Annotated in this window: 24 protein-coding genes and 1 tRNA gene; 11 read left to right on the top strand and 14 right to left on the bottom strand. The window is 62.7% G+C overall.

Going from position 1 to position 25,142, the window contains the following annotated elements:
* Positions 1 to 70 precede the first annotated feature (70 nt).
* Positions 71 to 622 carry a CNP1-like family protein gene (locus LPA34_RS24210; protein WP_228983194.1) on the top strand — a complete coding sequence of 184 codons (552 nt, stop codon included), beginning with the start codon at positions 71 to 73 and terminating at the stop codon, positions 620 to 622.
* 282 nt (positions 623 to 904) lie between these two features.
* Here the strand turns inward: LPA34_RS24210 and proB are convergent, their stop codons facing one another.
* From proB to rplU, 4 genes are all read right to left on the bottom strand, one after another.
* Complete coding sequence (proB, locus tag LPA34_RS24215; protein WP_228983196.1) at positions 905 to 2,023, bottom strand: glutamate 5-kinase; 1,119 nt, start codon at positions 2,021 to 2,023, stop codon at positions 905 to 907.
* An 84-nt stretch (positions 2,024 to 2,107) separates the two neighbouring features.
* Positions 2,108 to 3,223 carry an Obg family GTPase CgtA gene (gene cgtA, locus LPA34_RS24220; RefSeq protein ID WP_228983198.1) on the bottom strand — a complete coding sequence of 372 codons (1,116 nt, stop codon included), beginning with the start codon at positions 3,221 to 3,223 and terminating at the stop codon, positions 2,108 to 2,110.
* Positions 3,224 to 3,379: 156 nt separating this feature from the next.
* On the bottom strand, positions 3,380 to 3,643 hold the full coding sequence (gene rpmA, locus LPA34_RS24225) for a 50S ribosomal protein L27 (protein ID WP_228874116.1): 264 nt from the start codon (positions 3,641 to 3,643) through the stop codon (positions 3,380 to 3,382).
* A 24-nt stretch (positions 3,644 to 3,667) separates the two neighbouring features.
* Positions 3,668 to 3,979 (bottom strand): 50S ribosomal protein L21, encoded by a 312-nt coding sequence (rplU, locus tag LPA34_RS24230; RefSeq protein WP_007180329.1) that lies wholly within the window; start codon positions 3,977 to 3,979, stop codon positions 3,668 to 3,670.
* A 214-nt stretch (positions 3,980 to 4,193) separates the two neighbouring features.
* Here rplU and LPA34_RS24235 point away from each other — a divergent pair, with 214 nt between their 5' ends.
* From LPA34_RS24235 to LPA34_RS24275, 9 genes are all read left to right on the top strand, one after another.
* The gene (locus LPA34_RS24235; protein WP_228983202.1) at positions 4,194 to 5,186 is read left to right on the top strand and encodes a polyprenyl synthetase family protein; all 993 of its coding nucleotides are present in this window, start codon (positions 4,194 to 4,196) and stop codon (positions 5,184 to 5,186) included.
* 40 nt (positions 5,187 to 5,226) lie between these two features.
* Positions 5,227 to 5,303, top strand: a tRNA-Pro gene (locus LPA34_RS24240).
* 155 nt (positions 5,304 to 5,458) lie between these two features.
* The gene (locus tag LPA34_RS24245) at positions 5,459 to 6,763 is read left to right on the top strand and encodes an HlyC/CorC family transporter (protein WP_228983205.1); all 1,305 of its coding nucleotides are present in this window, start codon (positions 5,459 to 5,461) and stop codon (positions 6,761 to 6,763) included.
* 239 nt (positions 6,764 to 7,002) lie between these two features.
* Positions 7,003 to 8,217, top strand: coding sequence for a GspE/PulE family protein (locus tag LPA34_RS24250; protein WP_228983303.1), 1,215 nt, complete (start codon positions 7,003 to 7,005; stop codon positions 8,215 to 8,217).
* Between the two features lie 2 nt (positions 8,218 to 8,219).
* Positions 8,220 to 9,449 (top strand): type II secretion system F family protein, encoded by a 1,230-nt coding sequence (locus LPA34_RS24255; RefSeq protein WP_228983305.1) that lies wholly within the window; start codon positions 8,220 to 8,222, stop codon positions 9,447 to 9,449.
* 28 nt (positions 9,450 to 9,477) lie between these two features.
* Positions 9,478 to 10,404, top strand: coding sequence for a prepilin peptidase (locus LPA34_RS24260; RefSeq protein ID WP_228983207.1), 927 nt, complete (start codon positions 9,478 to 9,480; stop codon positions 10,402 to 10,404).
* 3 nt (positions 10,405 to 10,407) lie between these two features.
* Positions 10,408 to 11,010 carry a dephospho-CoA kinase gene (gene coaE, locus LPA34_RS24265; RefSeq protein ID WP_228983210.1) on the top strand — a complete coding sequence of 201 codons (603 nt, stop codon included), beginning with the start codon at positions 10,408 to 10,410 and terminating at the stop codon, positions 11,008 to 11,010.
* 291 nt (positions 11,011 to 11,301) lie between these two features.
* Complete coding sequence (zapD, locus tag LPA34_RS24270; protein WP_228983214.1) at positions 11,302 to 12,057, top strand: cell division protein ZapD; 756 nt, start codon at positions 11,302 to 11,304, stop codon at positions 12,055 to 12,057.
* A 124-nt stretch (positions 12,058 to 12,181) separates the two neighbouring features.
* Positions 12,182 to 12,379 carry a DNA gyrase inhibitor YacG gene (locus LPA34_RS24275; RefSeq protein ID WP_228983216.1) on the top strand — a complete coding sequence of 66 codons (198 nt, stop codon included), beginning with the start codon at positions 12,182 to 12,184 and terminating at the stop codon, positions 12,377 to 12,379.
* 55 nt (positions 12,380 to 12,434) lie between these two features.
* Here the strand turns inward: LPA34_RS24275 and LPA34_RS24280 are convergent, their stop codons facing one another.
* The 4 genes from LPA34_RS24280 to secA form a co-directional block, all read right to left on the bottom strand.
* Entirely contained in the window at positions 12,435 to 12,866 is a 432-nt protein-coding gene (locus LPA34_RS24280) for an NUDIX domain-containing protein (protein WP_228983219.1), read from the bottom strand.
* The gene (locus tag LPA34_RS24285) at positions 12,863 to 13,756 is read right to left on the bottom strand and encodes an ATP-binding protein (RefSeq protein ID WP_228983221.1); all 894 of its coding nucleotides are present in this window, start codon (positions 13,754 to 13,756) and stop codon (positions 12,863 to 12,865) included. The genes LPA34_RS24280 and LPA34_RS24285 overlap by 4 nt, the downstream gene beginning before the upstream one ends.
* A 24-nt stretch (positions 13,757 to 13,780) precedes the next feature.
* Positions 13,781 to 15,022: a bifunctional glutamate N-acetyltransferase/amino-acid acetyltransferase ArgJ gene (gene argJ / locus LPA34_RS24290; protein ID WP_228983223.1), complete on the bottom strand. Its 1,242-nt coding sequence runs from the start codon at positions 15,020 to 15,022 to the stop codon at positions 13,781 to 13,783.
* Positions 15,023 to 15,194: 172 nt separating this feature from the next.
* Entirely contained in the window at positions 15,195 to 18,005 is a 2,811-nt protein-coding gene (gene secA / locus LPA34_RS24300) for a preprotein translocase subunit SecA (protein ID WP_228983227.1), read from the bottom strand.
* 303 nt (positions 18,006 to 18,308) lie between these two features.
* Here secA and LPA34_RS24305 point away from each other — a divergent pair, with 303 nt between their 5' ends.
* Positions 18,309 to 18,806 (top strand): DUF721 domain-containing protein, encoded by a 498-nt coding sequence (locus tag LPA34_RS24305; RefSeq protein ID WP_228983231.1) that lies wholly within the window; start codon positions 18,309 to 18,311, stop codon positions 18,804 to 18,806.
* 78 nt (positions 18,807 to 18,884) lie between these two features.
* Here LPA34_RS24305 and lpxC read toward each other — a convergent pair whose 3' ends face one another.
* From lpxC to LPA34_RS24335, 6 genes are all read right to left on the bottom strand, one after another.
* Entirely contained in the window at positions 18,885 to 19,802 is a 918-nt protein-coding gene (gene lpxC, locus LPA34_RS24310; RefSeq protein ID WP_228983234.1) for a UDP-3-O-acyl-N-acetylglucosamine deacetylase, read from the bottom strand.
* A gap of 275 nt (positions 19,803 to 20,077) precedes the next feature.
* Complete coding sequence (locus LPA34_RS24315; protein WP_228983237.1) at positions 20,078 to 20,581, bottom strand: peroxiredoxin; 504 nt, start codon at positions 20,579 to 20,581, stop codon at positions 20,078 to 20,080.
* A 223-nt stretch (positions 20,582 to 20,804) separates the two neighbouring features.
* Positions 20,805 to 22,004, bottom strand: coding sequence for a cell division protein FtsZ (ftsZ, locus tag LPA34_RS24320; RefSeq protein WP_228983239.1), 1,200 nt, complete (start codon positions 22,002 to 22,004; stop codon positions 20,805 to 20,807).
* Positions 22,005 to 22,175: 171 nt separating this feature from the next.
* Positions 22,176 to 23,408, bottom strand: a complete 1,233-nt coding sequence (gene ftsA / locus LPA34_RS24325; protein WP_228983244.1) for a cell division protein FtsA — start codon at positions 23,406 to 23,408, stop codon at positions 22,176 to 22,178.
* 27 nt (positions 23,409 to 23,435) lie between these two features.
* Positions 23,436 to 24,188 (bottom strand): cell division protein FtsQ/DivIB, encoded by a 753-nt coding sequence (locus tag LPA34_RS24330; protein WP_228983247.1) that lies wholly within the window; start codon positions 24,186 to 24,188, stop codon positions 23,436 to 23,438.
* Between the two features lie 9 nt (positions 24,189 to 24,197).
* On the bottom strand, positions 24,198 to 25,142 hold the full coding sequence (locus tag LPA34_RS24335; protein WP_228983251.1) for a D-alanine--D-alanine ligase: 945 nt from the start codon (positions 25,140 to 25,142) through the stop codon (positions 24,198 to 24,200).

Consider the following 25,142-nt stretch of genomic DNA (forward strand, 5'->3'; position numbering starts at 1 on the left):
GCGGCGTTCCTGCCCGAATCTCGCGGGGGGGCATTTCAAACGCCGGGCCCGGCGTTTCGAGGAAATCATATTGAAAGCTTCTGTTTTCGCCGTGGCGTGTCTCGCCACGGGTGCCTTGCTGGCTGGCTGCTCGAGCACGCCTTCCAACAAGGACGACAGCGCGTTTAAGTACCTGCTCGACCAGCCGGCCAACTGGGTTGAAAACAAGGTCGACGAATTGCCGCCGCTGCCGCAACAAGCCAATCTGCTCCCGTTCGACGTGTCGCAGAATACGCCGCTGAAGTTTTTCCTGGACTCGAAGTCGGTGAGCGTGGGCTCCGACGGAGTCGTGCGATATACCGTTGTGATCACGAGCCCGACCGGCGCGCGTAACGTGAATTACGAAGGCATCCGCTGCGACACCTACGAATGGCGTCTGTATGCGGGTCTCGACGCTGACCACAATGCCTGGGACCGCACCGTTGCCAACGCGTTCACCCGCATCGAAAACGGCGAGCTGAATGCCTATCACGCGTCGCTCTATCAGGATTATTTCTGCGCGAACAAGATCCCGCTCGCTAACGCGAAACGGATTGTCGAAAACGTCCAGTTTCACCGGACACAGAGCGTGCTGATCCGGTAAGCGTCAATTAGCGCTTCGGTGTGATGTTCGATGGTTGAGAACCGTGCGCCGACGGTTAAATGCCGGGCTGACTGACATTGCTGCGTGTGTCGGGATAGTGAGCTGGAGATGAATGAAAAAGCCTTTCCCGGAAATGGGATCGGCTTTTTTCCGCGTGGGCAAAATGTCCCTGGCGAACAAGGCGATCCGGTTCACGCTCATGCGTGAGCGCCGGAAAGGACGCGCCACGCCTGGCCTGTTCGCGATCAGGTGCGTTTGTTTCGGCGCCCTTCGGACAACCCGTTAAACCAGCACCAGGTTGTCCCGGTGGATCAACTCCGGTTCGAGCATGTATCCGAGCACCGACTCGATATCGGTGCTGGTACGTCGCTGGATCAGCTTTGCTTCCGTGCTGCTGTAGTTAGTCAGGCCTCGCGCAACCTCGCGACCCGTGGCGTTCAGACACGCGATGACCTCACCGCGCGCAAACACGCCCTGCACGCCCACGACGCCAATCGGCAGAAGGCTCTTGCCACCTGCGGTCAGCTTCTCGACTGCACCATCGTCGATGACGACGTGACCGCGAACCTGCAAATGGTCCGCCATCCACTGTTTGCGCGCGGCGATTCGCGCCGTACGCGCGACCAACTGCGTGCCGATTGCCTCGCCCGAAGCGAGCCGCACGAGAACGTCCGGTTCGCGTCCGCTCGCGATGATCGTGTTCGCGCCGCTGTGCGACGCGCGCTTCGCGGCAAGAATCTTGGTCAGCATACCGCCGCGGCCAATACTCGAACCCGCGCCGCCCGCCATGGCCTCGAGTTCCGGCGCACCGGCGTCGGCCTGCTCGACGAGTTTTGCCGCCGGATCCTTACGTGGATCCGCCGTGTAAAGACCCTGCTGGTCGGTCAGGATCACCAGCGCATCGCCTTCGATGAGGTTCGCGACCAGCGCGCCTAGCGTGTCGTTATCGCCAAACTTGATTTCGTCGGTGATGACCGTGTCGTTCTCGTTGATGATCGGCACGACGCCAAGCCGAAGGAGCGTCAGCAACGTCGAGCGCGCGTTCAGATAGCGTTCGCGATCGGCCAGATCGGCATGCGTGAGCAAAATCTGCGCAGTGCGAATCGCGTGCTCGGCAAAACGGCTTTCGTACACCTGCGCGAGCCCCATTTGACCGACCGCCGCAGCCGCCTGCAATTCGTCGATCTCGCGCGGGCGCTTCGTCCAGCCGAGCCGCTGCATACCCTCGGCGATCGCGCCCGAACTGACGAGGACAACTTCCTTGCCCTGCTCCCGCAATGCTGCAATCTGGGCCGCCCAACGGCCGATCGCTGCATGATCGAGCCCACGTCCGTCGTTTGTAACGAGACTCGAACCGACTTTCACTACCAGGCGCCTGGAATCGGCGATGACGGAACGCATTGTGCGCGATCTCCCAAGAGAATGCGTGATACCTGCCTGCACGCCCGATCTCATGGAGTGTGCAGGCCTTGAAGCGACGGGCGGTTATTCCTGCGGCTGGACGGATTCGGCGCCGCCTTCACCCTCCGGCTTTTCACGAAAACGGACGTCGGCGGCCAGATCTTCGGCTTCGGCAGCGCGCTGGGCGTCGGAGTGAGCCGCGATATGGTCGTAGATGGCGTAAATCAGACTCTCGCAACCCTGACCGGTGAGCGCCGAAATTTCGTAGACCGGGCCACTCCATTCGTAGCGCTTCAGGAAATCGGCGACCCGCTCCGCGCGCTCTTCGTCCGGCACCATGTCGAGCTTGTTGAGCACGAGCCAGCGCGGTTTGTCGTAGAGCAACTCGTCGTATTTGCGGAGTTCGTTGACAATCGCTCGCGCCTCGACAACGGGATCGACCGCGTCGTCAAACGGTGCGAGGTCGACGATATGGAGCAACAGCCCCGTGCGTTGCAGATGTCGCAGAAACTGATGGCCGAGGCCCGCGCCTTCCGCTGCGCCTTCGATCAGGCCGGGAATATCGGCAATGACGAAACTGCGGCTTGGTCCGACACGCACGACACCCAGATTCGGCGCCAGCGTCGTGAATGGATAGTCGGCGATCTTCGGCTTCGCATTCGACACCGACGAGATAAACGTCGACTTGCCGGCGTTCGGCATGCCGAGCAGACCGACGTCCGCCAGCACCTTCAATTCCAGACGCACCATGCGACGCTCGCCGGGCTTGCCGTCTGTCTTCTGACGCGGCGCGCGGTTCGTGCTCGACTTGAAATGGAGGTTGCCCAGCCCGCCCGAACCGCCGGCGGCGATCTGAACCGACTGGTTGTGTTCGGTGAGGTCGGCGATCAGCTCGCCCGTTTCCATATCGAGAATCGTCGTGCCGACCGGCATGCGCAACGTAATATCGTCGCCGCCCTTGCCGTAGCAGTCTGCTCCACGGCCGTTTTCGCCGTTGCGCGCCTGGTGCTTCTTTGCGTAGCGGTAGTCGATCAGCGTGTTGATGTTGCGGTCCGCAACTGCATACACGCTACCGCCACGGCCACCGTCGCCACCGTCCGGGCCACCGAATGGGACAAACTTCTCGCGGCGCATCGACGCGCTGCCATCCCCTCCGTCGCCGGCGATGACTTCAATCCTCGCTTCGTCAATGAACTTCATGAGTCACTCCGTCCCGTGTTTAATGCCATTTTGCCGCGACTGTCGCGCGTTGACCAATCGTCCGGATGGCCAATACTTGCGCACGCGGCAATAAAAAAAGCCCCGCTAACTTCGCGGGGCCTTTGTTCCGGTCCTGAAGCCCGTGCCTGAATAAACTCAGGCTGCTGCCGGGACTACGTTGACCAGATGCTTCCTGTCGGCGCCTTTCGTCGTGAACTTGACGTGGCCGTCCGTCAGCGCGAACAAGGTGTGATCCTTGCCGATACCGACGTTTTCACCCGGGTGCATACGCGTGCCGCGTTGACGCACGATGATGCCGCCAGCGTTGATGGCCTGACCGCCGTACACTTTCACGCCAAGTCGTTTCGACTCGGAGTCGCGGCCGTTCCGGGACGATCCGCCTGCCTTTTTGTGTGCCATTTGTTAGCTCCTTGACCGTTGCGCTTACGCGTTGATCGCGTCGATGCGCAGTTCGGTGTAGTTCTGGCGGTGGCCGCCATGCTTCTGGTAGTGCTTCCGGCGACGCATCTTGAAGATGGTCACTTTTGCGTGACGACCTTGAGATACGACGGTAGCCTTGACGGAAGCCCCACTGACCAGCGGCGTACCGAACTTAATCGATTCGCCTTCGCCCACTGCGAGAACCTGGTCGAGCGTGATTTCAGCGTCAATGTCTGCCGGTATCTGTTCTACTTTAAGTTTTTCGCCGACAGCAACCTTATACTGCTTGCCACCGGTTTTTATGACCGCGTACATTGAGAACCTCACTCTGTATTCATTTTCCCCACGCACCACGCGCGGAAACCCGTGATTATACATAGAGTTAGCTGCGCGGTCAAAAGCAGTTGACATCCCGCGGGAAGGCCGCCGGCCCTGGCCGGATGGCCATTCCTGCAGCGATCTCGCAGGCTGCGGCGCGGAATAGCCGCGATTCGCCTTATAATTCGCGGCACTACCCCTTTTCGCCATCATGTCGTCGACTGCCACCCCCTCCCCCAACGCCGCCAGCCTCCTCGCTCCGATCGCCGAAGACATGCAGCAGGTGAATCGCGTTATCCGGCATCGTCTGGCGTCGGAGGTAATGCTGATCAACCAGATCTCCGAGTACATCATCAGTGCCGGCGGGAAGCGCCTGCGTCCGGCGCTGCTGCTGCTCGTGGCCGGCGCGCTGGGCGAAACCACGGGGTACCGGCACGAACTGGCGGCGGTCGTGGAGTTCATCCATACGGCCACCCTGCTGCATGACGACGTGGTCGACGAATCGGACCTGCGCCGCGGCCGGCAGACCGCGAATGCGCTGTTCGGCAACGCGGCGAGCGTGCTGGTCGGCGATTTCCTGTATTCGCGCTCGTTCCAGATGATGGTTGGCGTCGGCAAGATGCGCGTGATGGAAATCCTTTCCGAGGCGACGAACATCATCTCCGAAGGTGAGGTCCTGCAGCTTCTGAACATGCACGACGCCGACGTCGACGAAGCCCGCTACATGCAGGTGATCCGCTACAAAACAGCGAAGCTCTTCGAGGCGGCCGCACAGCTGGGCGCAGTGCTCGCTGGCGCGGATGCGACGATCGAATCGGCAGCGGCGGAATTCGGTCGCCGTATCGGCACGGCCTTTCAGATCATGGACGACTGGCTCGACTACACGGGCACCGCGGAATCGATGGGCAAGAACGCCGGCGACGATCTGCGCGAGGGAAAGCCGACGCTGCCGCTCATCTATCTGATCGAGCGCGGCACGCCCGAACAGTCGGCGCTCGCACGCGAAGCCATCGAGCAGGGCGGCACCGATCGTTTCGAGACCATTTTCGAGGCGATCACGCGCTCAGGCGCACTGGATCACACGCTCGAGTGCGCCAGGCAGGAGGCGCAGGCGGCCGCAGCGGCAATTTCTTCGTTCCCGGATTCCATTTACAAAGAAAGCCTGCTAGAATTATGTTCTTACTCGACGGCAAGACAGTCTTGAACGAGACTGAAAAGCAGTAATAGTCCAAGTAAGGCCAATTCGGGGTGTAGCTTAGCCTGGTAGAGCGCTACGTTCGGGACGTAGAGGCCGGAGGTTCGAATCCTCTCACCCCGACCAGAATCTGAAAAAACCGCGCAAATGCGCGGTTTTTTTTCGCCTGCAGGTTCCCAGCCCCGAATGCACGGATCTTATGCCATCCGGCCAGGCGGGCATCGGCGGCACCCTCTGCTATATTTCCCTCCATCCCCCTTTTTTCCTCTACTTCGCGACGCGTGGACCAAATTCCCTTATGGGCGCAAATCAGCGCCGTCTTTGTACTGCTCATCTGCTCCAGTTTCTTTTCCATTTCCGAAACGGCGATGATGGCGCTGAACCGTCACCGGTTGAAGCATCTCGCCACACAGGGCACACTGGGCGCGAAAACCACGCAAATGCTGCTCACGCATACGGACCAGCTGCTGAGCGTGATCCTGATCGGCAACAACCTGCTGAACACGATTATTCCCGTACTGACGACGTCCATCGCGCTGCACACGTTCGGGCATGACAATGTGGTGCTGTCGGTTGCAACCGGCATCGTCGCGTTTCTGATCATCGTATTCGCCGAAATCACGCCGAAGATTGTCGGCGCGACGTTTCCGGAAAAAATCGCGCTGCCCGCAAGCCTGCTGATCGCGCCGATGATGCGCGTCGCGCGGCCGCTGGTGTGGTTCGTCAATCTCTTTGCGAACGGCATCCTGGGCCTGTTGCACATCAATACCAAAGGCGGACGCGACCAGCGTCTATCCACGGAGGAACTGCGTGCCATCGTGCTCGAATCCGGCAGTTTCATGCCGACCAAGCACCGCAGCATCCTGCTCAACCTGTTCGACCTCGAAAACATTTCCGTCGATGACGTGATGATTCCGCGTCGCCGGATCGAAGCGCTCGACTTCGATGCACCGTTCGACCAGATCCTGCATCAGCTCGAAACCTGCTATCACAACAAGCTGATCGTGTATCAAGGCGATATCGACCGGGTGCTTGGGGTGCTGCATGTCAGAAAAACGCTCTCCGCGCTCCACAACCAGGAACTGGAACGCGAGACGCTGCGCGAACTGCTCGCGGAGCCGTACTTCGTGCCAACCGGCACGCCAGTGTTCCAGCAGCTTCAATATTTTCAGGAGAGTCGCCAGCGCACGGCACTCGTCGTCAACGAATACGGCGAGCTCGAAGGCCTCGTGACGCCCGAAGACATCATCGAAGAGCTGATCGGTGAATTCACGACCTCCATTCCGCGAAGCGCCAGTTCACGCGGCGGCTGGGACGACAACGGCGAATGCATCGTCACCGGCGGCATGCCGCTGCGGGAACTGAACCGCTGGCTGCAACTCGCACTGCCCACTGACGGACCGAAAACGCTCAACGGCCTGATCCTCGAAATGCTCGAAGAGATCCCCGAAGGCGACGTATGCGTTCGCATCGACGAGGTAAAACTGGAAGTGTTGCGAAGCGACGATCAGGCGATTCGCACGGTCAAGATCTTCCGTCCGCCTGCCCGCACGGGCACGAAACTCAAGAAGGCCGCTCGAGACTAGCCATCCGGCCGAGTGGTGCGCAAGACCGGCTGCAACGATGATGAAGTTATCGCGTTCCGCAGGCGGCCTCAGGCCGGATTTCGATGCACCCTCTCACTTCACACGCCACGCCTTCCGCAGCGCTGCGCACCGCCGGCCACGATGACGACGCTGCGCCGGTTCATGGTCAGTCCGCGCCTCGCATGGTCACGCCGTCTGCGTCGCGCGTGTTCAGTGGCGTCGGCACAACGCAGACCTCGATGCGTCTGCGCCACGACGCGGATGTTCCCGTCGATCCGGACTCCGACACCACGCCTGCGGTGCGACTACTCACCGATACGCTGGTTGAAGCCGCAAACCGGAACGCATCCGATCTGCATATCGAGCCCGGTGAACATGACTGGCGCATCCGTCTGCGCGTCGATGGCGTGCTGCATGAGATCGCGCGTCCGCCCGCGCATCTGCGCGACGCGTTCATCACCCGTGTGAAGGTACTCGCCCGAATGGACATTGCCGAGCGGCGCATCCCGCAGGACGGTCGTCTGCGGCTCGCCGCAGCGGCCGGGCGCACGGAGGACTACCGCGTCAACTCACTGCCCACGCTGCACGGCGAAAAGCTCGTGCTGCGGCGTCTCGAAGCGCTACCGGCACAGCTTTCGCTCGACGCGCTCGGGCTCGACCACCTTCAGCGAGATGCCGTGGAAGCCGCGATTCGTGCGCCGCATGGGCTGATGCTCGTCACCGGGCCGACCGGCAGCGGCAAGACGCTCTCGCTGTACTGCTTCCTGCAAATGCTGAACGCTGAATCGCGCAATGTGTGCTCGGTCGAAGACCCGTCGGAAATCCAGATAGCTGGTGTCAACCAGGTCAGTATCCGCGAAAAGGCCGGACTCACGTTCGCCGTCGCCCTGCGTGCGTTCCTTCGCCAGGATCCGGACGTCATCATGGTCGGCGAAATTCGTGACGAGGAAACGGCTGACGTCGCTGTCAAGGCCGCGCAAACCGGACACCTTGTGCTCTCGACGCTGCATACAAACGACGCACCGGCCGCTGTTGCCCGACTGATCGACATCGGTGTCGCGCCATACAACCTCGCGGCAGCGTTGCGCGTGGTAACAGCACAGCGTCTTGTAAGGCGGCTGTGTGTGGCATGTCGTGTACCGGCGAATGAATCAGCCGCCGCGCTTCGCGCGGCCGGCTTCTCCGACGCGCAACTCGACGGTTGGGAGCCGTATGCAGCAAAAGGCTGCCCCGCGTGCCACGGCGTGGGCTATGTCGGACGCATCGGCGTGCATCAGGTGATGCCGGTTTCGGACGCCACGCGCGAATTGATCGTCGCGCGGGCAGGCACGCTTGCGATTGCGAAACAGGCCCAGGCCGAACGCGTCGGCTCGCTCCGCGAGGCGGCGCTGGCCCGGGTGCGGGACGGCACGACGAGTCTGGCCGAAGCGCTGGCCGCAACGGAGGTTGCATGACCATGGCCCGGCCTTCGTTGCACGCTTCGTCACCCGACATGCGCTTCGCGTGGCGCGCCGTCGATTCGAGCGGCGCCCGCCGTCGCGGCACATTGATCGCGCCGGATCCGGTCATCGCGCGCGCATTGCTCAAGCGCGACAGCCTGTTCGTCTACGAACTCGAGGCGCGCGGACAGGCATCACGCCCGAAAGCGCGCGCCGCCGAGGTCACGTTGTTTACCCGGCAACTTGCAAGCCTCCTGCGCGCAGGGCTGCCCCTTGCCCCCGCGCTCGATCTGCTGGCGCAATCGCCGGCGCGGCGCGGTCGGGAGGGCATGCCGCGCATCGTCGGCGCACTGGCCCGCGATATCACCGCCGGCCTGCGTTTCTCCGCCGCGCTTGAGCGGCATCCCGCGCAGTTCGGTGCGTTGTACTGTCAGCTCGTCGGAGTCGGCGAGGCGACCGGCGCACTCGCTTCGGTCCTCGCGCGCATCGCCGACGACCGCGAGCGTACCGCCGCGCAACGGGCAAAAGTTAGAGCGGCGCTCACCTATCCGGTCGCGATCCTGCTGCTCGCGCTTGCCATTACCGCGGCACTGCTTGTGTGGGTCGTGCCGACGTTCCAGCAGATCTTCGACGGTTTCGGCGCGAAGCTGCCCGCGCCAACGCAGTTCGTGATCGCGCTTTCGTCCGCCGCTGCGCGCTGGAGCGTGCCCGCGCTCGCATGCGCCATCACGGCGTGCGTCGGCGCGGCACACGTCTTACGCCGCTCGGACAAGGCGCGCGTTTCCTTTGCACGCCTGACGCTGAAGCTGCCAATCGCCGGGCCGCTACTGACAACGCTCTGCTCAGCTCGCTGGAGCCGCGCGCTCGGCACGCTGCTCTCGGCCGGCACGCCGTTATCGGATGCATTCGATTCCCTGACGCACGCTACTGGCAACGCCTACGTCGATCGCGCGACCGGTGACATCGCGGTCCGGCTTCGGCGCGGGGAACGCCTCGCCGCGGCCATGCAGACGGCGCGCTGCTTTCCGCCGGAAATCGTTCAACCCGTCGCCGTCGCGGAGGAATCGGGTGCGCTGGACGCGATGCTGATCGACGTCGCGTCGCTCTGCGACCGGCAGGTCGACGAAAAGATCGGCACGCTGGCCAGCCTGTGCGAGCCGCTTGTCATCATGGTGCTCGGCGTGCTCGTCGGCGGTCTGGTCATCGCGATGTATCTTCCCATCATTCAACTCGGCAACGTGGTGTAGCATCGCAGCCGAATCCAGTCATTCAGCCATGCACGCGATAACGTCCCTGACCGACTCCCCTTTCAGCGGCCCGCTGGGCTATTACACCGCCAGCGTCACCGCCGCGTTCAGCGCTCTGCCCGCCAGCGCGCAGATTGCATTCGCCGTCGTGTTTGGCCTCGTCATCGGCAGCTTCGTGAACGTGGTGACACACCGGCTACCCATCATGCTCGAGCGTGCGTGGCGCAACGAAGTAAGCGAGACGACGGGCCAGGCACCCGAAGACGACGCCCTTCCTGCGCGCTATGACCTGTGGCTGCCTCGCAGCGCATGTCCGCATTGCGGACACACGTTGAAGGCCTGGGAAAACATTCCGGTGCTGAGCTATCTGCTGTTGCGCGGCCGATGCTCGCATTGCCATGCGCACGTGAGCCTGCGCTATCCCGTGATCGAAATAGCGAGTGCCGCGCTCGCGGCCGGATCGCTCGTGACATTCGGCGCGACAGGCACCGCCCTCGCCGCCTTCGGACTCTGCGCAACACTGCTTGCGATGAGCGCCATCGACGTCGACACGCACCTGCTGCCAGACTCGATGACGTTGCCACTTTTGTGGGCCGGCCTGATCATCAACGTCGAAGGCACGTTTTCCACGCTGCACGATGCGGTTCTCGGCGCGATCGCGGGTTACCTCACGCTGTGGTGCGTCCACTGGCTTTTCAAGCTGATACGCGGCATCGAAGGCATGGGCTACGGCGATTTCAAGCTGCTCGCGGCGCTCGGCGCGTGGCTCGGCTGGGCAGCGTTGCCGCAGATCGTCGTGATCGCGGCGGTGGCCGGTGCGGTCGTCGGATTGCTCGCAACGTGGCGCGGCCGGATGCGCTTCGAGGAGCCGTTGCCGTTCGGCCCGTTTCTCGCGGCGGGCGGAGCAATCACCCTGTTTCTCGGCACGCCGTTGTATCAGGTGTTGGGGAGCTGAAACATGTTTGCTGTCGGGATAACAGGCGGAATCGGGAGCGGCAAGTCCACCGTCGCGGATCTCTTCGCGGCGCGCGGCGTACCGCTTGTCGACACCGACGTGATCGCCCATCGCATCACTGCGCCCGGCGGCATCGCGATGCCATCGATTGCCAGGGCGTTCGGTCCGTCGTTCATTGCGCAGGACGGTTCGCTCGACCGCACCCGGATGCGCGCGCTCGTCTTCAGCGACGATACAGCCCGGTCGCGACTCGAAGCGATCACGCATCCGCTGATCCGCGCCGAGACGGAGCGCGAGCGAAGTGAGGCCCGCGGCCCGTATGTGATGGTTGTCGTACCGCTGCTCGTCGAATCGGGTAGCTGGAAGACGCGGGTGGACCGTGTGCTCGTCGTCGACTGCACCGTCGAAACACAGATCGAGCGCGTCATGCGTCGCAACGCGTTCACGCGCGAACAGGTACTCGCGATCGTCGCGCGTCAGGCGACCCGCGAAGCGCGGCTCGCCGCCGCGGACGATGTCGTCGTCAATGACACCGTTTCGATCGAGACGCTTTCCATGGACGTCGACGCATTGCACCGGCAGTACGTCGCGCTGGCCGGCGCGTGACACTCCCCGGCCAGCAGCCAGCCGATGCGCGAAGCGCGCCGGGCCTACGCGGGCCCACACGCAGGCCGCACTCACCCTCATGCTCCGCCGCACGCCCCACCACATATCCAGTACTTCGCCAGCGCCGCATTCCACCGCGAAACCGGCCGCGCGTCCCGTCACATTGCCATCACGGTTCAGGCGCAGAAAATGCGCCTGAACGGGCGAAAAAAGTGCGTGATTGCTAGGGTAGTCACACGGCATTAGAATGTCCTGCAATCCCGTCACCGACCACGCCAGAGGCGAGCGCGCTTGATCCTTTACGAGTATCCCTTCAACGAGCGAATCCGTACGCTGTTGCGCCTCGAAGATCTGTTCGAGCGCTTCACGTTCTTTCTGACCCAGGAAGACGCCAGGGAGCACCATGTTGCGCTGACGACCCTCTTCGAAATCGCCGAGGTCGCGGGCCGCGCGGATCTGAAGTCGGATCTGATGAAAGAGCTTGAACGGCAACGCCAGACGCTGGCGCCGTTTCGCGGAAATCCCGGCATCGAGCAGAACGCGCTCGAAGCAGTCCTGGGAGAGATCGAGCAGACGCTAGCCGGCCTCACGCAGATGCAGGGCAAAACGGGCCAGCATCTTGCAGACAACGAATGGCTCGCAAGCATCCGCAGCCGCGCGATCATTCCCGGCGGAACCTGCAAGTTCGACCTGCCGTCGTATTTCGCGTGGCAACAGATGCATCCGGACCAGCGTCGCCAGGACATTGCCAAATGGGTCACACCGCTGCTGGCGCTGCGTGATGCCGCAACGATCGTATTGCGCCTTGCGCGCGAATCGGGACAGGCCTCGAAGGTGATGGCGATGCAGGGGAGCTATCAACAGATGCTCTCCGGCCGCTCATATCAATTGATGCAGGTGAGAGTGGCACCGGAATTGCGCGTGATTCCGGAGGCAAGCGCCAACAAGTACATGCTGTGGGTGCGCTTCACGGTGCAGGACGGCGACCTGAGGCCGCGATCGGTCGATGTCGACGTACCGTTCCAGCTTACGTTGTGCAGCCTGTAATAGCAGCACCGGTGCGATAACGGCTGCCGGGACGGCCGCGAGAGCGGCACGCGGCCTTTGAAACTGCTCTCGTTCGCCCCATGTTTGAAGCTTCCCGTTCCTGATTGCGATTGATCGCCTGACCATGCCCACTGTCGTCAAATGCCCAACTTGCGGAAAGGACGTCCGCTGGACACCTGAAAACCGCTTCCGCCCCTTCTGTTCAGATCGCTGCAAGCAGACCGATCTTGGAGCGTGGGCCGCCGAAAAGTACAAGATCGGCGGCACCGATGAAGAACCGCCTTCGGACGAAACCCCTACCGGCGACTACAACCCGCACTGAACGCGCTGAAGGAACAGCCGCCGCGTGCGAACCTGCGCGGACACGCAGGTTCGCATTACTTCTCCGCGGCCAGCCATTCCAGCACCGGAATGGTGGCAGGCAGCAGCGGTGAGACTTCGGCGGGCAACGCCTGCCAGACGAAGGCCTGACCTTCGCGCCCGTGCGGCTCACCCTCCCATCCGGTCACCTTGCAGAAATAGAGCCGCACGTACGCGTGCGGATAGTCGTGTTCGAGCGTATGCCAGCGATGGCTCGCGTTCACGACGATCCCGAGTTCCTCGTGCAGTTCGCGGGCGAGCGCGGCTTCGACCGATTCGCCCGGCTCCAGCTTCCCGCCTGGAAACTCCCAGTAGCCTTCGTACGGCTTGCCTGCGGGCCGCTGCGCCAGCAGGTAGCGCCCGTCCGGCTGCACCAGCACGCCGACCGCGACTTCGGTGACCGGCCGCGCAGTGCCCGCGTTGCCGGCAACGTCAGCGGCGGCGGTCATACGCCCTCTGCCGACGCCCGCGGCGCCTGGGACTTACGCCCCGACCAGTCGCGCGCGAACTGCCACGCCACCCGGCCCGAACGCGAACCGCGCTCTAGCGCCCAGACGAGCGCGTCGCCGCGCGCCGCTTCGACCTCGGCGTCGGCGCAACCGAAATGGCGCAGCCAGTGGCCGACGATCGCCAGGTAATCGTCCTGTTTGAACGGATAGAAACTCACCCACAGGCCGAAGCGCTCCGACAGCGAAATCTTTTCCTCGACCACTTCGCCTGGATGGATTTCGCCATCGGACGTGTGCTTGTACGTCTCGTTGTCGCTCATGTACTCGGGCAGCAGGTGGCGACGGTTCGAGGTCGCGTAGATCAGCACGTTGTCCGATTGCGCGGCCACCGAGCCGTCGAGCGCCACCTTTAGCGCCTTGTAGCCCGACTCGCCCTCTTCGAACGAGAGATCGTCACAGAACACAATGAACCGCTCCGGACGCGACGCGATCAGGTCGACGATGTCGCCGAGATCGTGCAGGTCGTCCTTGTCCACTTCGATCAGGCGCAGACCGTCTTTGGCGTGCGCGTTCAGGCAGGCCTTGATCAGCGACGACTTGCCCGTGCCGCGTGCGCCCGTCAGCAACACGTTGTTGGCCGGCTGGCTGTGTACGAACTGACGCGTGTTCTGTTCGATCAGCGACTTCTGCCGGTCGATGTTCTGCAGATCGTCGAGCGAGATGGTTGAAATCGACGGCACCGGTTGCAGGTAGCCGCGTCCCTGACGCTTGCGCCAGCGGAATGCAACGGCCGCGGACCAGTCGACATCGAGTGCCGCGGGCGGAAGCATCGCTTCCAGGCGGCCGAGCACGGCTTCGGCGCGCGTCAAAAACTGTTCGAGTTTGTCCATCGTGTATGTGACCCGGTATCAGTATCAGGAACGGTAATCGGCGTTGATGCTGACGTACTCGTGCGAGAGATCGCAGGTCCAGATCGTGGCCCGCGCGTCGCCGCGACCGAGCACCACGCGAATCGCGATCTCGCTTTTCTTCATCACGCGCTGGCCGTCTTCCTCGCGATAGTCCGGGTTGCGTCCACCGGCTTTCGCGACGAGCACGTCGTCGAGGTAAAGATCGATCCGGTCGACGTCGAGGTCGTTCACGCCTGCATAGCCGATCGCGGCCAGAATCCGGCCGAGGTTCGGGTCCGACGCGTAGAACGCGGTCTTCACGAGCGGCGAATGGCCGATCGCATAAGCGATCTGGCGGCATTCGGCGGTGTCCTTCCCGCCTTCGACGTTCACCGTCATGAACTTCGTCGCGCCCTCGCCATCGCGCACGATAAGTTGCGCGAGCGTCTGCGCGACTTCGGTCACGGCGTCGCGTAGCGCCGCATAGGCGGTGGAATCCGTCGACGTGATCGCCGGCAGGCTCGATTTGCCCGATGCGATGAGGATGAACGAGTCGTTCGTGGACGTATCGCCGTCGATCGTGATGCAGTTGAACGAGCGGTCCGCGACGTGCTTCACGAGCGCGTCGAGCACCGGTTGCGCGACGTTGGCGTCGAACGCGAGGAAGCCGAGCATCGTCGCCATGTTCGGCCTGATCATGCCCGCGCCCTTGCTGATGCCGGTCAGCGTGACCGTGTGGCCGTCGATCGTCACTTGCCGGGACGTGGCTTTCGCGAGCGTGTCGGTCGTCATGATCGACTGCGCGGCGGCGTACCAGTTCGCGGCTTTCCGGTTTGCCAGCGCGGCAGGCAAACCGGCCTTCAGACGGTCGACCGGCAGCGGTTCGAGAATCACACCCGTCGAGAACGGCAGCACCTGCCCGGGCTCGATGTCGGCGAGGCGCGCGAGTTCGACGCAGGTCTCGCGCGCATGCGCGAGACCTGGCTCGCCTGTGCCGGCGTTCGCATTGCCCGTGTTCACGACGAGCGCGCGAATCGCCTTGCCGCCCGCGCGTACGCGCTCCAGATGCTCACGGCAAACCGTCACCGGCGCAGCGCAAAAACGGTTCTGCGTGAATACGCCCGCGACCGTCGCACCTTCGTCGACGGAAATGACGAGCACGTCCTTGCGGTTCGGCTTGCGGATGTTCGCTTCGGCCCAGCCCAGCGTGACGCCGGCGACGGGATGAAGCTGAGCGGGATCGATCGAGGGGAAATTGACAGCCATGTTGGCGACCTGTCGGAGATGAGCGTGCCGGCGTGGAACCAGCATCGGAAATCAACATGAATGGTCCAGACGAACGTCGGACCACCGGAGAATCAGCCTGCGGCCATTAAAAGGCGCCGGCAAAAACGACCCGGCGCGTGCACCGGTTGTGACGCACGCGCCGTTCTGCAACTCAGGCAATCTTGCCGTGGCACTGCTTGTACTTCTTGCCGCTGCCGCACGGGCACGGATCGTTGCGGCCGACCTTCGGCACGCTATCGCCAGCCAGATGCTGCGAACCCGACGCATGCTGGCCGTGGCTCATCGCATCGCCGATCATGGCGGCGGCAGCCGCAGCAGGTGCCGCCGCCGCGTCACCCGCTTCCGCAAATTCCGCGTGACGGAATTCGGCGTTCTCAAGAACATGGCTGCCCTGGTCTTCGTACTGCTCCGCCGCCTCTTCCAGTTGCTCCGGCGACTGGATCTGCACGTTCATCACAACGCGCGTCACTTCGAGCTTCACGGCGTCGAGCATCGCGGCGAACAGTTCGAACGCTTCGCGCTTGTATTCCTGCTTCGGGTTCTGCTGGGCGTAGCCGCGCAGATGAATGCCCTGGCGCAGGTGATCGAGCGCGGCGAGGTGTTCACGCCAGCTGCGGTCGAGCGTCTGCAGCATGATCGAACGTTCGAACGCGCTAAACGATTCACGACCCACGAGCTCGACCTTGCCTTCGTACGTTTCGTCAGCGGCCGCCGTGACGGCTTCGAGAATTTCGTCGGCATCGATCGACTTCGACTCGTTGATCATCTCCTGAATGGCGAGATCGAGCTGCCATTCGTTGCGCAGCACTTCTTCGAGCTCAGGCACATCCCACTGTTCTTCGATGCTGCCCGCCGGCACGAACTGGTGAACGATGTCGGCAATCACGCCATGACGCATCGCGCCGATCGTCTCGGTAATGTCGTGCGCTTCCAGCAACTCGTTACGCTGCTGATAGATCACCTTGCGCTGGTCGTTCGACACGTCGTCGTATTCGAGCAGTTGCTTGCGGATATCGAAGTTGCGCGCTTCAACCTTGCGCTGCGCCGATTCGATCGACCGCGTGACGATGCCCGCTTCGATCGCCTCGCCTTCCGGCATTTTCAGACGGTCCATGATCGAGCGCACGCGGTCGCCCGCGAAAATGCGCAGCAGTGAATCGTCCAGCGACAGATAGAAGCGCGATGAACCCGGATCGCCCTGACGGCCGGCACGGCCGCGCAGCTGGTTGTCGATCCGGCGCGATTCGTGACGCTCGGTGCCGATGATGTGCAGGCCGCCCGCGGCCTTCACTTCGTCGTGCAACGTCTGCCACTCATCGTGCAGTTGCTGGATGCGACGCGCCTTTTCGTCGGCGGAAATCGATTCGTCGAGTTCGAGGAACATGGCCTGCTTTTCGGCATTGCCGCCCAGCACGATGTCGGTACCGCGGCCGGCCATGTTGGTTGCAATCGTCACGCGCTTCGGACGGCCGGCTTCCGCAACGATCTCGGCTTCACGCGCGTGCTGCTTCGCGTTCAGCACTTCGTGCGGCAAACCGGCCTTGGTCAGCAGGTTCGACAGCAGTTCGGAATTCTCGATCGACGTCGTGCCGACCAGTACCGGCTGGCTACGTTCATAGCATTCGCGAATATCACGGATGACGGCGTCGTAACGCTCCTTCGCCGTCTTGTAGATCTGATCCTGCTTGTCGATCCGCTTCGGCGGACGGTTCGTCGGAATGACGACCGTTTCGAGCCCGTAAATCTCATTGAATTCGAACGCTTCGGTATCGGCCGTGCCGGTCATGCCGGACAGCTTCGCGTACATGCGGAAATAGTTCTGGAACGTGATCGAAGCGAGCGTCTGGTTTTCGCTCTGGATCTTGACGTGTTCCTTCGCCTCGACGGCCTGGTGCAGCCCGTCTGACCAGCGGCGGCCCGACATCAGACGGCCGGTGAACTCGTCGACGATCACAACTTCGTTGTTCTGCACGACGTAGTGCTGGTCCTTGAAGAACAGCGTGTGTGCGCGCAACGCCGCGTACACGTGGTGCATCAATGTGATGTTCTGTGCCGCGTACAGGCTTTCGCCCTCGCCAATCAGACCCCACTCGGCGAGCAGACGCTCGGCCTTTTCGTGGCCCGATTCGGTGAGGAACACCTGACGTGCTTTCTCGTCAAGCGTGTAGTCGCCCGGCTTTTCGACACCCGTACCATCGGCCTTTTCTTCTCCGATCTGGCGCTCGAGCAGCGGCGGCAGCGCGTCCATGCGCACGTAGAGCTCGGTGTGATCTTCAGCCTGCCCCGAAATGATCAGCGGCGTACGCGCTTCGTCGATCAGGATCGAGTCCACTTCGTCGACGACGGCGAAATTCAGGGCCCGCTGCACGCGCGCATCGGTCTCGTAGACCATGTTGTCGCGCAGGTAGTCGAAGCCGAATTCGTTGTTCGTACCGTACGTGATGTCCGACCCGTAAGCCTCCTGCTTCGCGTCGTGGTCCATCTGCGACAGGTTGATGCCCACCGACAGACCGAGGAAGTTGTACAGGCGCGCCATCCATTCGGCGTCGCGCTGTGCAAGGTAATCGTTCACCGTCACGACGTGCACGCCGCGTCCGGAGAGCGCGTTCAGGTAGACCGGCAGCGTCGCGACGAGCGTCTTGCCTTCGCCGGTGCGCATTTCCGCGATCTTGCCGTAATGCAGGACCATGCCGCCGACCAGCTGCACGTCGAAGTGCCGCATATGCAGCACGCGTTTGCTCGCTTCGCGGCAGACGGCGAACGCTTCCGGCAGCAGCTTGTCGAGCGATTCGCCGCTCGCGAGGCGCTGTCGGAACTTACCGGTTTTGGCGCGCAACTGGTCGTCCGTCAACTGCTCGATCTGCGGTTCGAGCGCATTGATCGACGCGACGGTCTTTTGATATTGCTTGACGAGCCGCTGGTTGCGGCTGCCAAAAATCTTTTGTAGAAAACCGGTGGTCATCGGATCGGTGTCTGCGTCGCGGCTGCGGCCGGACTCGCACGGTGTGCGAGCCCGGAAACGGCGGCCCCGGCGGCTTAGGTCCAGGAGTGAATTCGAATCGGGGATTTTAGCACGCAGGCCCGGCTGCGCCTGTGTCCATGGCGGATTGGCCAGGGGCTACCCCGGCCGCGCGCCTGCAGCCCCCGACGGCGGCCCGGCACGCAAGCCACGGGGTACAATCCGGGCATCACGGCATATGGCAGGCAACATCGCTTCGGCTGCCGCTTTTCCGCCCGTCCTCACCTCGAAAGCTTCCACGAAAATATGAGCCGTTTCTCGTCTTTTTCAAGGCCGTTTTCCAGTCAGAAGGAGGCACGCCGCCCGCAGGCGATCTCCGAAGTGCTCAATCGCACCGACGCGTTCGCCGCCCTGCGCGCCGGCGTCGAGCAGATTGCGGCGCTGGAGCGCGACCTGAAGCAGCTCCTGCCCGATTATCTGGCGACGAGCATCGAGCCCGGTTTCATCAAGGAAGGGGTGCTGACGCTTTTTGCCGCACACAACGCGCTTGCCGCGCGCCTGCGACATCTTGAACCCAGCCTGCTCTCGGATTTGCAGCAGCGCGGCTGGGCCGTCAATTCGCTGCGTATCCGCGTGCGTCCGCAAGCGGTGAAAGAGCCGCCGCCGCCCAAGCAGGCGCGCATGACGGCACGCGGAGCCGAAGCGCTGCACGCGCTCAGTGAGACACTCGCGCCCTCGCCGTTGCGGGAAGCGCTGGCGAGAATGGCGGCCCGGCATCGCGTCAGCCGCGAGCCAAAAAAATAGGCGACCCCGAAGGGCCGCCTGTTTCCGCACTCATTCCGTCAAACGCGCTGGCGGCGGTACTGAACCGCCCTGCCGCAATCAGGCAAACGCCGTTTGCGTATCGTAGGCGAAGCCGCGCGGAGCCTGCTGCGGATCGTTGAACGTGACGATTTCGTACGAATCCTCGTGCGCCAGCAATTCACGCAGCAACTGGTTGTTCAGACCGTGCCCCGATTTGTATGCGTTGTACGAAGCCAGCAGCGGATGGCCCACCACGTACAGGTCGCCGATCGCGTCGAGCATCTTGTGTTTCACGAATTCGTCGTCGTAACGCAGGCCGTCGTTGTTCAGGATGCGGTATTCGTCGAGCACGATCGCGTTGTCCATGCTGCCGCCGCGCGCGAGACCCAGCTCACGCATCATTTCGACTTCGTGCGCAAAACCAAACGTACGTGCACGGGCGATTTCACGCACATACGACGTATTCGCGAAATCGACTTCGAGCGCCTGGCCGGTCTTGTCGACGGCCGGATGACGGAAATCGATCGTAAACTTCAGTTTGAAGCCAAAAAACGGCTCCAGACGGGCAAATTTGTCACCGTCGCGGATTTCGACCGGCTTCGTTACCTTGATGAATTTCTTCGCGGCGTTCTGTTCTTCCACGCCCGCCGACTGGATCAGGAACACGAACGACGCCGCGCTGCCGTCCATGATCGGGATTTCCTCGGCGGTGACGTCGACATACAGGTTGTCGATGCCGAGACCCGCGCACGCCGACATCAAATGCTCGATCGTCGAGACCCGCGCGCCGTCTTTCTGCAATACCGAAGCAAGACGCGTATCGCCGATCGCCATGGCCTGCGCAGGAATCTCCACCGGCGTGGCCAGATCCACACGCGTGAACACGATGCCCGTATCCGGACCCGCCGGACGGAGCGTCAGGTCGACCTTGCGGCCCGAATGCAAGCCGATGCCGACCGTCTTGACGATCGATTTGATTGTGCGCTGCTTCAACATAATGGTCTTCTATTCGATTGAAAATCCCAATCGGGACTTTTTATTCCATAGCGCGAATTATACTCCATCAACCCCACATCGGGTTTTCACTGAACGTATCAATCTGTTTCCCATCGTTACTTCACAGGAACCGCGCGGAAAGCGTGACGGGCCGACGCCCGGAACGGAGGCGTTTCCGGACATCGGCCCGCGTAACGGCCGGTCACAAAAGCGTCATTTTGTCGTTGCCTGCCTGCAACATTCGCAGGACGAGGCGACAAAACAGGCCCTCGCGGCTAGCTCAACGTGGCAAGAATACTCGCTGCATCGCTGACTTCGAACTTGCCGGGTGCCTCGACGTTCAGCGTCTTGACCACGCCGTCGTCGACCACCATGGCGTAGCGTTGGGAACGGATTCCCATGCCACGCGCCGACAGATCCTGCTCCAGACCAAGCGCCCGCGTGAAAGCCGCACTTCCGTCCGCCATCATGCGCACCTTGCCCGAGGTGTGCCGATCGCGCGCCCACGCGCCCATGACGAACGCGTCGTTGACGGACACACACCAGATCTCGTCGACACCAGCCGCCTGAAACGCGGCAGCGTGTTCGACATAACCCGGCACGTGCTTCGCCGAACAGGTCGGCGTGAACGCGCCCGGCAATCCGAAGATCACCACGCGCTTTCCCGCGGTCTGCTCGCGCACGTCGAAGCTGTTGGGCCCGATCGTGCAGCCTTCGCGCTCGTCGTCGATCAATTCGTAGACGATTGCGTCCGGCAGCTTTTCACCCACCTGAATCATGCTCAGTCCTTTACATCGATGCGGCTTGCATCCGCACGTTTTCGTGTCGCAGTGAACCTGACTTTCGCCGACAGTTGCCCGATCCGCTTCGCGAATACGAAGAGGGCATCTGTCCCCGCCACGTATCTGACGAAACGCGGCCTTGTTCGCCGTTCACCCGCCACGCCCGTGCATATCGCTGCTGGCACGCATCAACCGTGCCGCAGCACAGCCCAGCCCGCGGTTAATCCGCCTGCTTGCGCAGGAACGCCGGGATATCGTACGTGTCGACGCCCTTTTCCTGCAGCGCCTGCACGTGCGAAGCCGCCGTATCACGCGACGTACGCCATACAGCCGGCGTATCCAGCGAACCGTAATCGGCCGCGCCCGTGTGATGCTGTTGCGACGCGAACGCGTGCGCATGACCGCCGACCGGCTGGTTATCGGTGCCGGTACGCAGCAGCGTCATCGGTGCCGATTGCTGCTTCTTCGCCGCACGGCCGAGACCCGTTGCCACCACCGTCACGCGCAGCGCGTCGCCCATTGCATCATCGTAGACCGCGCCAAAAATCACGGTTGCGTCTTCTGCAGCATAGCTCTTGATCGTGTTCATCACTTCGCGCGTTTCGGACAGACGCAGCGAACGGCTCGACGTGATGTTCACCAGCACGCCACGCGCGCCCGACAGGTCCACCCCTTCCAGCAGCGGGCTGGCAACCGCCTGCTCGGCCGCGAGACGCGCGCGATCGACGCCGGCAACCGTCGCCGTGCCCATCATCGCCTTACCCTGCTCGCCCATCACCGTCTTCACGTCTTCAAAGTCGACGTTCACCAGACCGTCTACGTTGATGATTTCCGCGATACCGGCGACTGCGTTGTTCAGAACATCATCTGCGCACTGGAAGCATTTATCCATCTCGGCGTCATCGCCCATCACCTCGAACAGCTTGTCGTTCAGAACGACGATCAGCGAGTCGACGTGATCCTCCAGTTGCTGCGAACCGGCTTCTGCCACACGCATCCGCTTGCCGCCTTCGAATTCGAACGGCTTGCTGACGACGCCCACAGTCAAAATGCCCATCTCCTTGGCGATCTGCGCCACGACCGGAGCCGCGCCCGTGCCCGTGCCGCCGCCCATGCCCGCGGTGATGAACACCATGTGCGCGCCGCGCAGTGCATCGGCGATGCGCTCCCGTGCTTCTTCTGCTGCCGAACGGCCCATTTCCGGCTTGGCGCCCGCGCCGAGACCGGTGTTGCCGAGCTGGATCACAGCCGTGGCGCGCGAACGCGACAGGGCCTGTGCATCCGTGTTCATCACGATGAAGTCGACGCCTTGCACGCCGCGGTTGATCATATGCTGAACGGCATTGCCGCCAGCCCCACCTACGCCAACCACCTTGATGATGGTGCCGTTGGTTTCGGTTTCCAGCATCTGGAATTCCATGTTGCCTCCGTCAAGAAAAAATGTACTGCCGTCAGGCAGCTACTCGGCCGTTATTCGGCAGGAGATCGGGCAACCTCCTGTCGCGCGCCAGCCGCCGGCACCAGCGCGTATTACTGAAAATCTCCCTGCACACCGCGCCCCGGAATCCGCATCTGAACCCGGGGTGCTGCGTTAAAAGTTGCCGAGGAACCAGTCTTTCATCCGTCCGAGCACCTGGCCCATCGAACCTGACTGCACCGCGACCTTCCGACCGCGCATGCGTTGCGCACGGCCTTCGACGAGCAGCCCCATCGCCGTCGAATAACGCGGATTGCGCACCACGTCAGCAAGGCCACCCGCGTATTCCGGCGCACCGATGCGCACCGGTTTCAGGAAAATGTCCTCGCCGAGTTCGACCATGCCCGGCATCATCGCCGCGCCGCCGGTCAACACGACGCCGGAACTCAGCAGTTCCTCGTAACCCGACTCGCGCACCACCTGCTGCACGAGCGAAAACAGCTCCTCGACGCGCGGCTCGACGACCGCCGCCAGCGCCTGGCGCGACAGCGTGCGCGGACCGCGCTCGCCGAGCCCCGGCACTTCGATCATTTCGTCCGGATCGGCGAGTGCCTGTTTCGCGATGCCGTAATCGACCTTGATGTCCTCCGCGTCCGGCGTCGGCGTGCGCAGCGCCATCGCGATGTCGCTCGTGATCTGGTCGCCGGCGATCGGAATCACCGCGGTGTGACGGATCGCGCCTTCACTGAAAATCGCGATGTCGGTCGTGCCGCCGCCGATGTCGACCAGCACCACGCCCAGCTCTTTTTCGTCTTCCGTCAGCACCGCCAGCGACGACGCCAGCGGCTGCAGGATCAGATCGTTCACTTCGAGGCCGCAGCGGCGCACGCACTTGACGATGTTCTGCGCCGCGCTCACCGCACCCGTCACGATGTGCACCTTCACTTCGAGGCGAATGCCGCTCATGCCGATCGGCTCGCGCACATCTTCCTGGCCGTCGATGATGAATTCCTGCGTCAGGATGTGCAGCACCTGCTGATCGGTCGGGATATTGATCGCCTTCGCCGTCTCGATCACGCGCGCCACATCCGTCTGCGTGACTTCCTTTTCCTTGATCGCCACCATGCCGCTCGAATTGAAGCTGCGGATATGGCTGCCGGCGATTCCGGTGAATACGTTTGTGATCTTGCAATCGGCCATCAGTTCAGCTTCTTCGAGCGCGCGCTGAATCGATTGCACCGTGGCCTCGATGTTCACCACGACGCCTTTCTTGAGCCCCTTCGATTCGCTCTGGCCGAGGCCGATCACTTCGTAGTGACCTTCGCCTTTCAGCTCGGCGACGATGGCCACCACCTTCGACGTCCCGATGTCGAGGGAGACCAGCAGATCTTTATAGTCTTTACTCATAGCGTGCTCATTGCGTGTGATGTCCGTTTACTTCTTGCCCTTGTCGGGTTCGCTGATAAAGCGCATGCCTGCTGCGCGAATCGCGAAACCGTTCGGATAGCGCAAGTCCGCATACTCAATATCGTTCCCCCAACGTTGCGTCACCGCGCCCCACGCCGCGGTCAACCGGCGCGAGCGATCCAGGAGCGTGTCCTGATTGCGTTCGCGTCCAAGCTCCACCTGCATGCCGTTCGACAACTTCACCGTCCACGCATAACGCGGCGACAGCGTCACTTCTTCCGGCGTCGCGCCCAGCGGCGCAAACCACGTCTTGAAGTCCCGATAACGCGAGACCACTTCCTTCGCCGTGCCGTCCGGACCATCGAAGGCAGGCAGTTCCTGCTCCAGTTCGCCCTGGTTCGCGGTGAACAGATCGCCGTCGACACTGACAAGCTGATCGCTGCCCCACGTCCCGAGCGGTTTGTACTCCTCCAGCGTGACAGCCAGCGCGTTCGGCCAGACGCGCCGCACGCTCGCGTGACGCACCCACGGCATCTGCTCGAACGCCTGACGCGCCGTGTCCAGATCGACCGTGAAGTAATTGCCCTTCAACCGGCCGACCACACCCGCGCGCACCGTCGGCGAATTGATGTGCTCGGTGTCGCCGTCGATCCGGATTTCGCGCAGCGCGAAGCCCGGGCGCTGGATCATCCAGTAACCGCCTGCCGCCAGCAGCACGAGCACCAGCAACGCATGCAGTGCGTTGGAGGCGAGATTGAGCTGGCGAACGTTGTTCCACATGTCTGGCCGTTAGTCCTTCAGTGTCAGCGACAACACTTTCACTACCAGTTCCTGGTAGCTGATACCGACCGCGCGCGCCGCCTTCGGCGGCAGCGAGTGATCGGTCATGCCAGGCGCCGTGTTCACTTCGAGGAAATACGGGTTGCCGTGCGCATCGAGCATGAAATCGGCGCGGCCCCAGTCGGTGCAGCCGAGTACATCGAACGCACGGCGCGCCAGCACTTTCAGGTGCGCTTCGGCGTCCGGCGCGAGGCCGCACGGAATCAGATACTGCGTGTCGTTCGCGACGTACTTCGCGTGATAGTCGTAAAACTCGCCGGCCGGGATGATGCGGATCACCGGCAGATCGAGATCGCCCGCGACGCACGCGGTGTACTCCCCGCCGCCTTCGATGCTCTGTTCGACCACGACGATCCTGTCGAACTTCGCGGCTTCGGCGAGTGCGGCCGGCAGTGCGTCGGCGCGCTTCACCTTGATGACCGCGACGCTCGAGCCTTCGCTCGCCGGCTTCACGAAGAGCGGCAAGCCAAGCTTCGCGACGATTTCAACCGCGCGCGCGTCGTAGTCGTCGCCCCGCAGCACGGCTTCGAACGGCGGCGTCGGCACGCCGAGCTGCTGCCACACGAGCTTCGTGCGGAACTTGTCGAGACCGAGCGCCGAGCCCAGCACGCCGCTACCGGTGTAGCGGATGCCATAGAAATCGAGCGCACCCTGAATCTGGCCGTTTTCACCGTAGCCGCCGTGCAGCGCGTTGAACGCGCGCACAAAACCCTCTTCCTTCAGTGCGGCGAGCCGACGCTCGGCCGGATCGAACGGATGTGCATCCACGCCTGCGTCACGCAGGCCTTGCAGCACGAGACGACCGGAATTGAGCGACACCTCGCGCTCGGCGGAATTCCCGCCGAGAAGGACGGCCACCTTGCCGAATGATTTCGGATCGATATTGCTGCTCAT

Source organism: Paraburkholderia gardini (assembly GCF_907164575.1).
GTDB lineage: Bacteria > Pseudomonadota > Gammaproteobacteria > Burkholderiales > Burkholderiaceae > Paraburkholderia > Paraburkholderia gardini.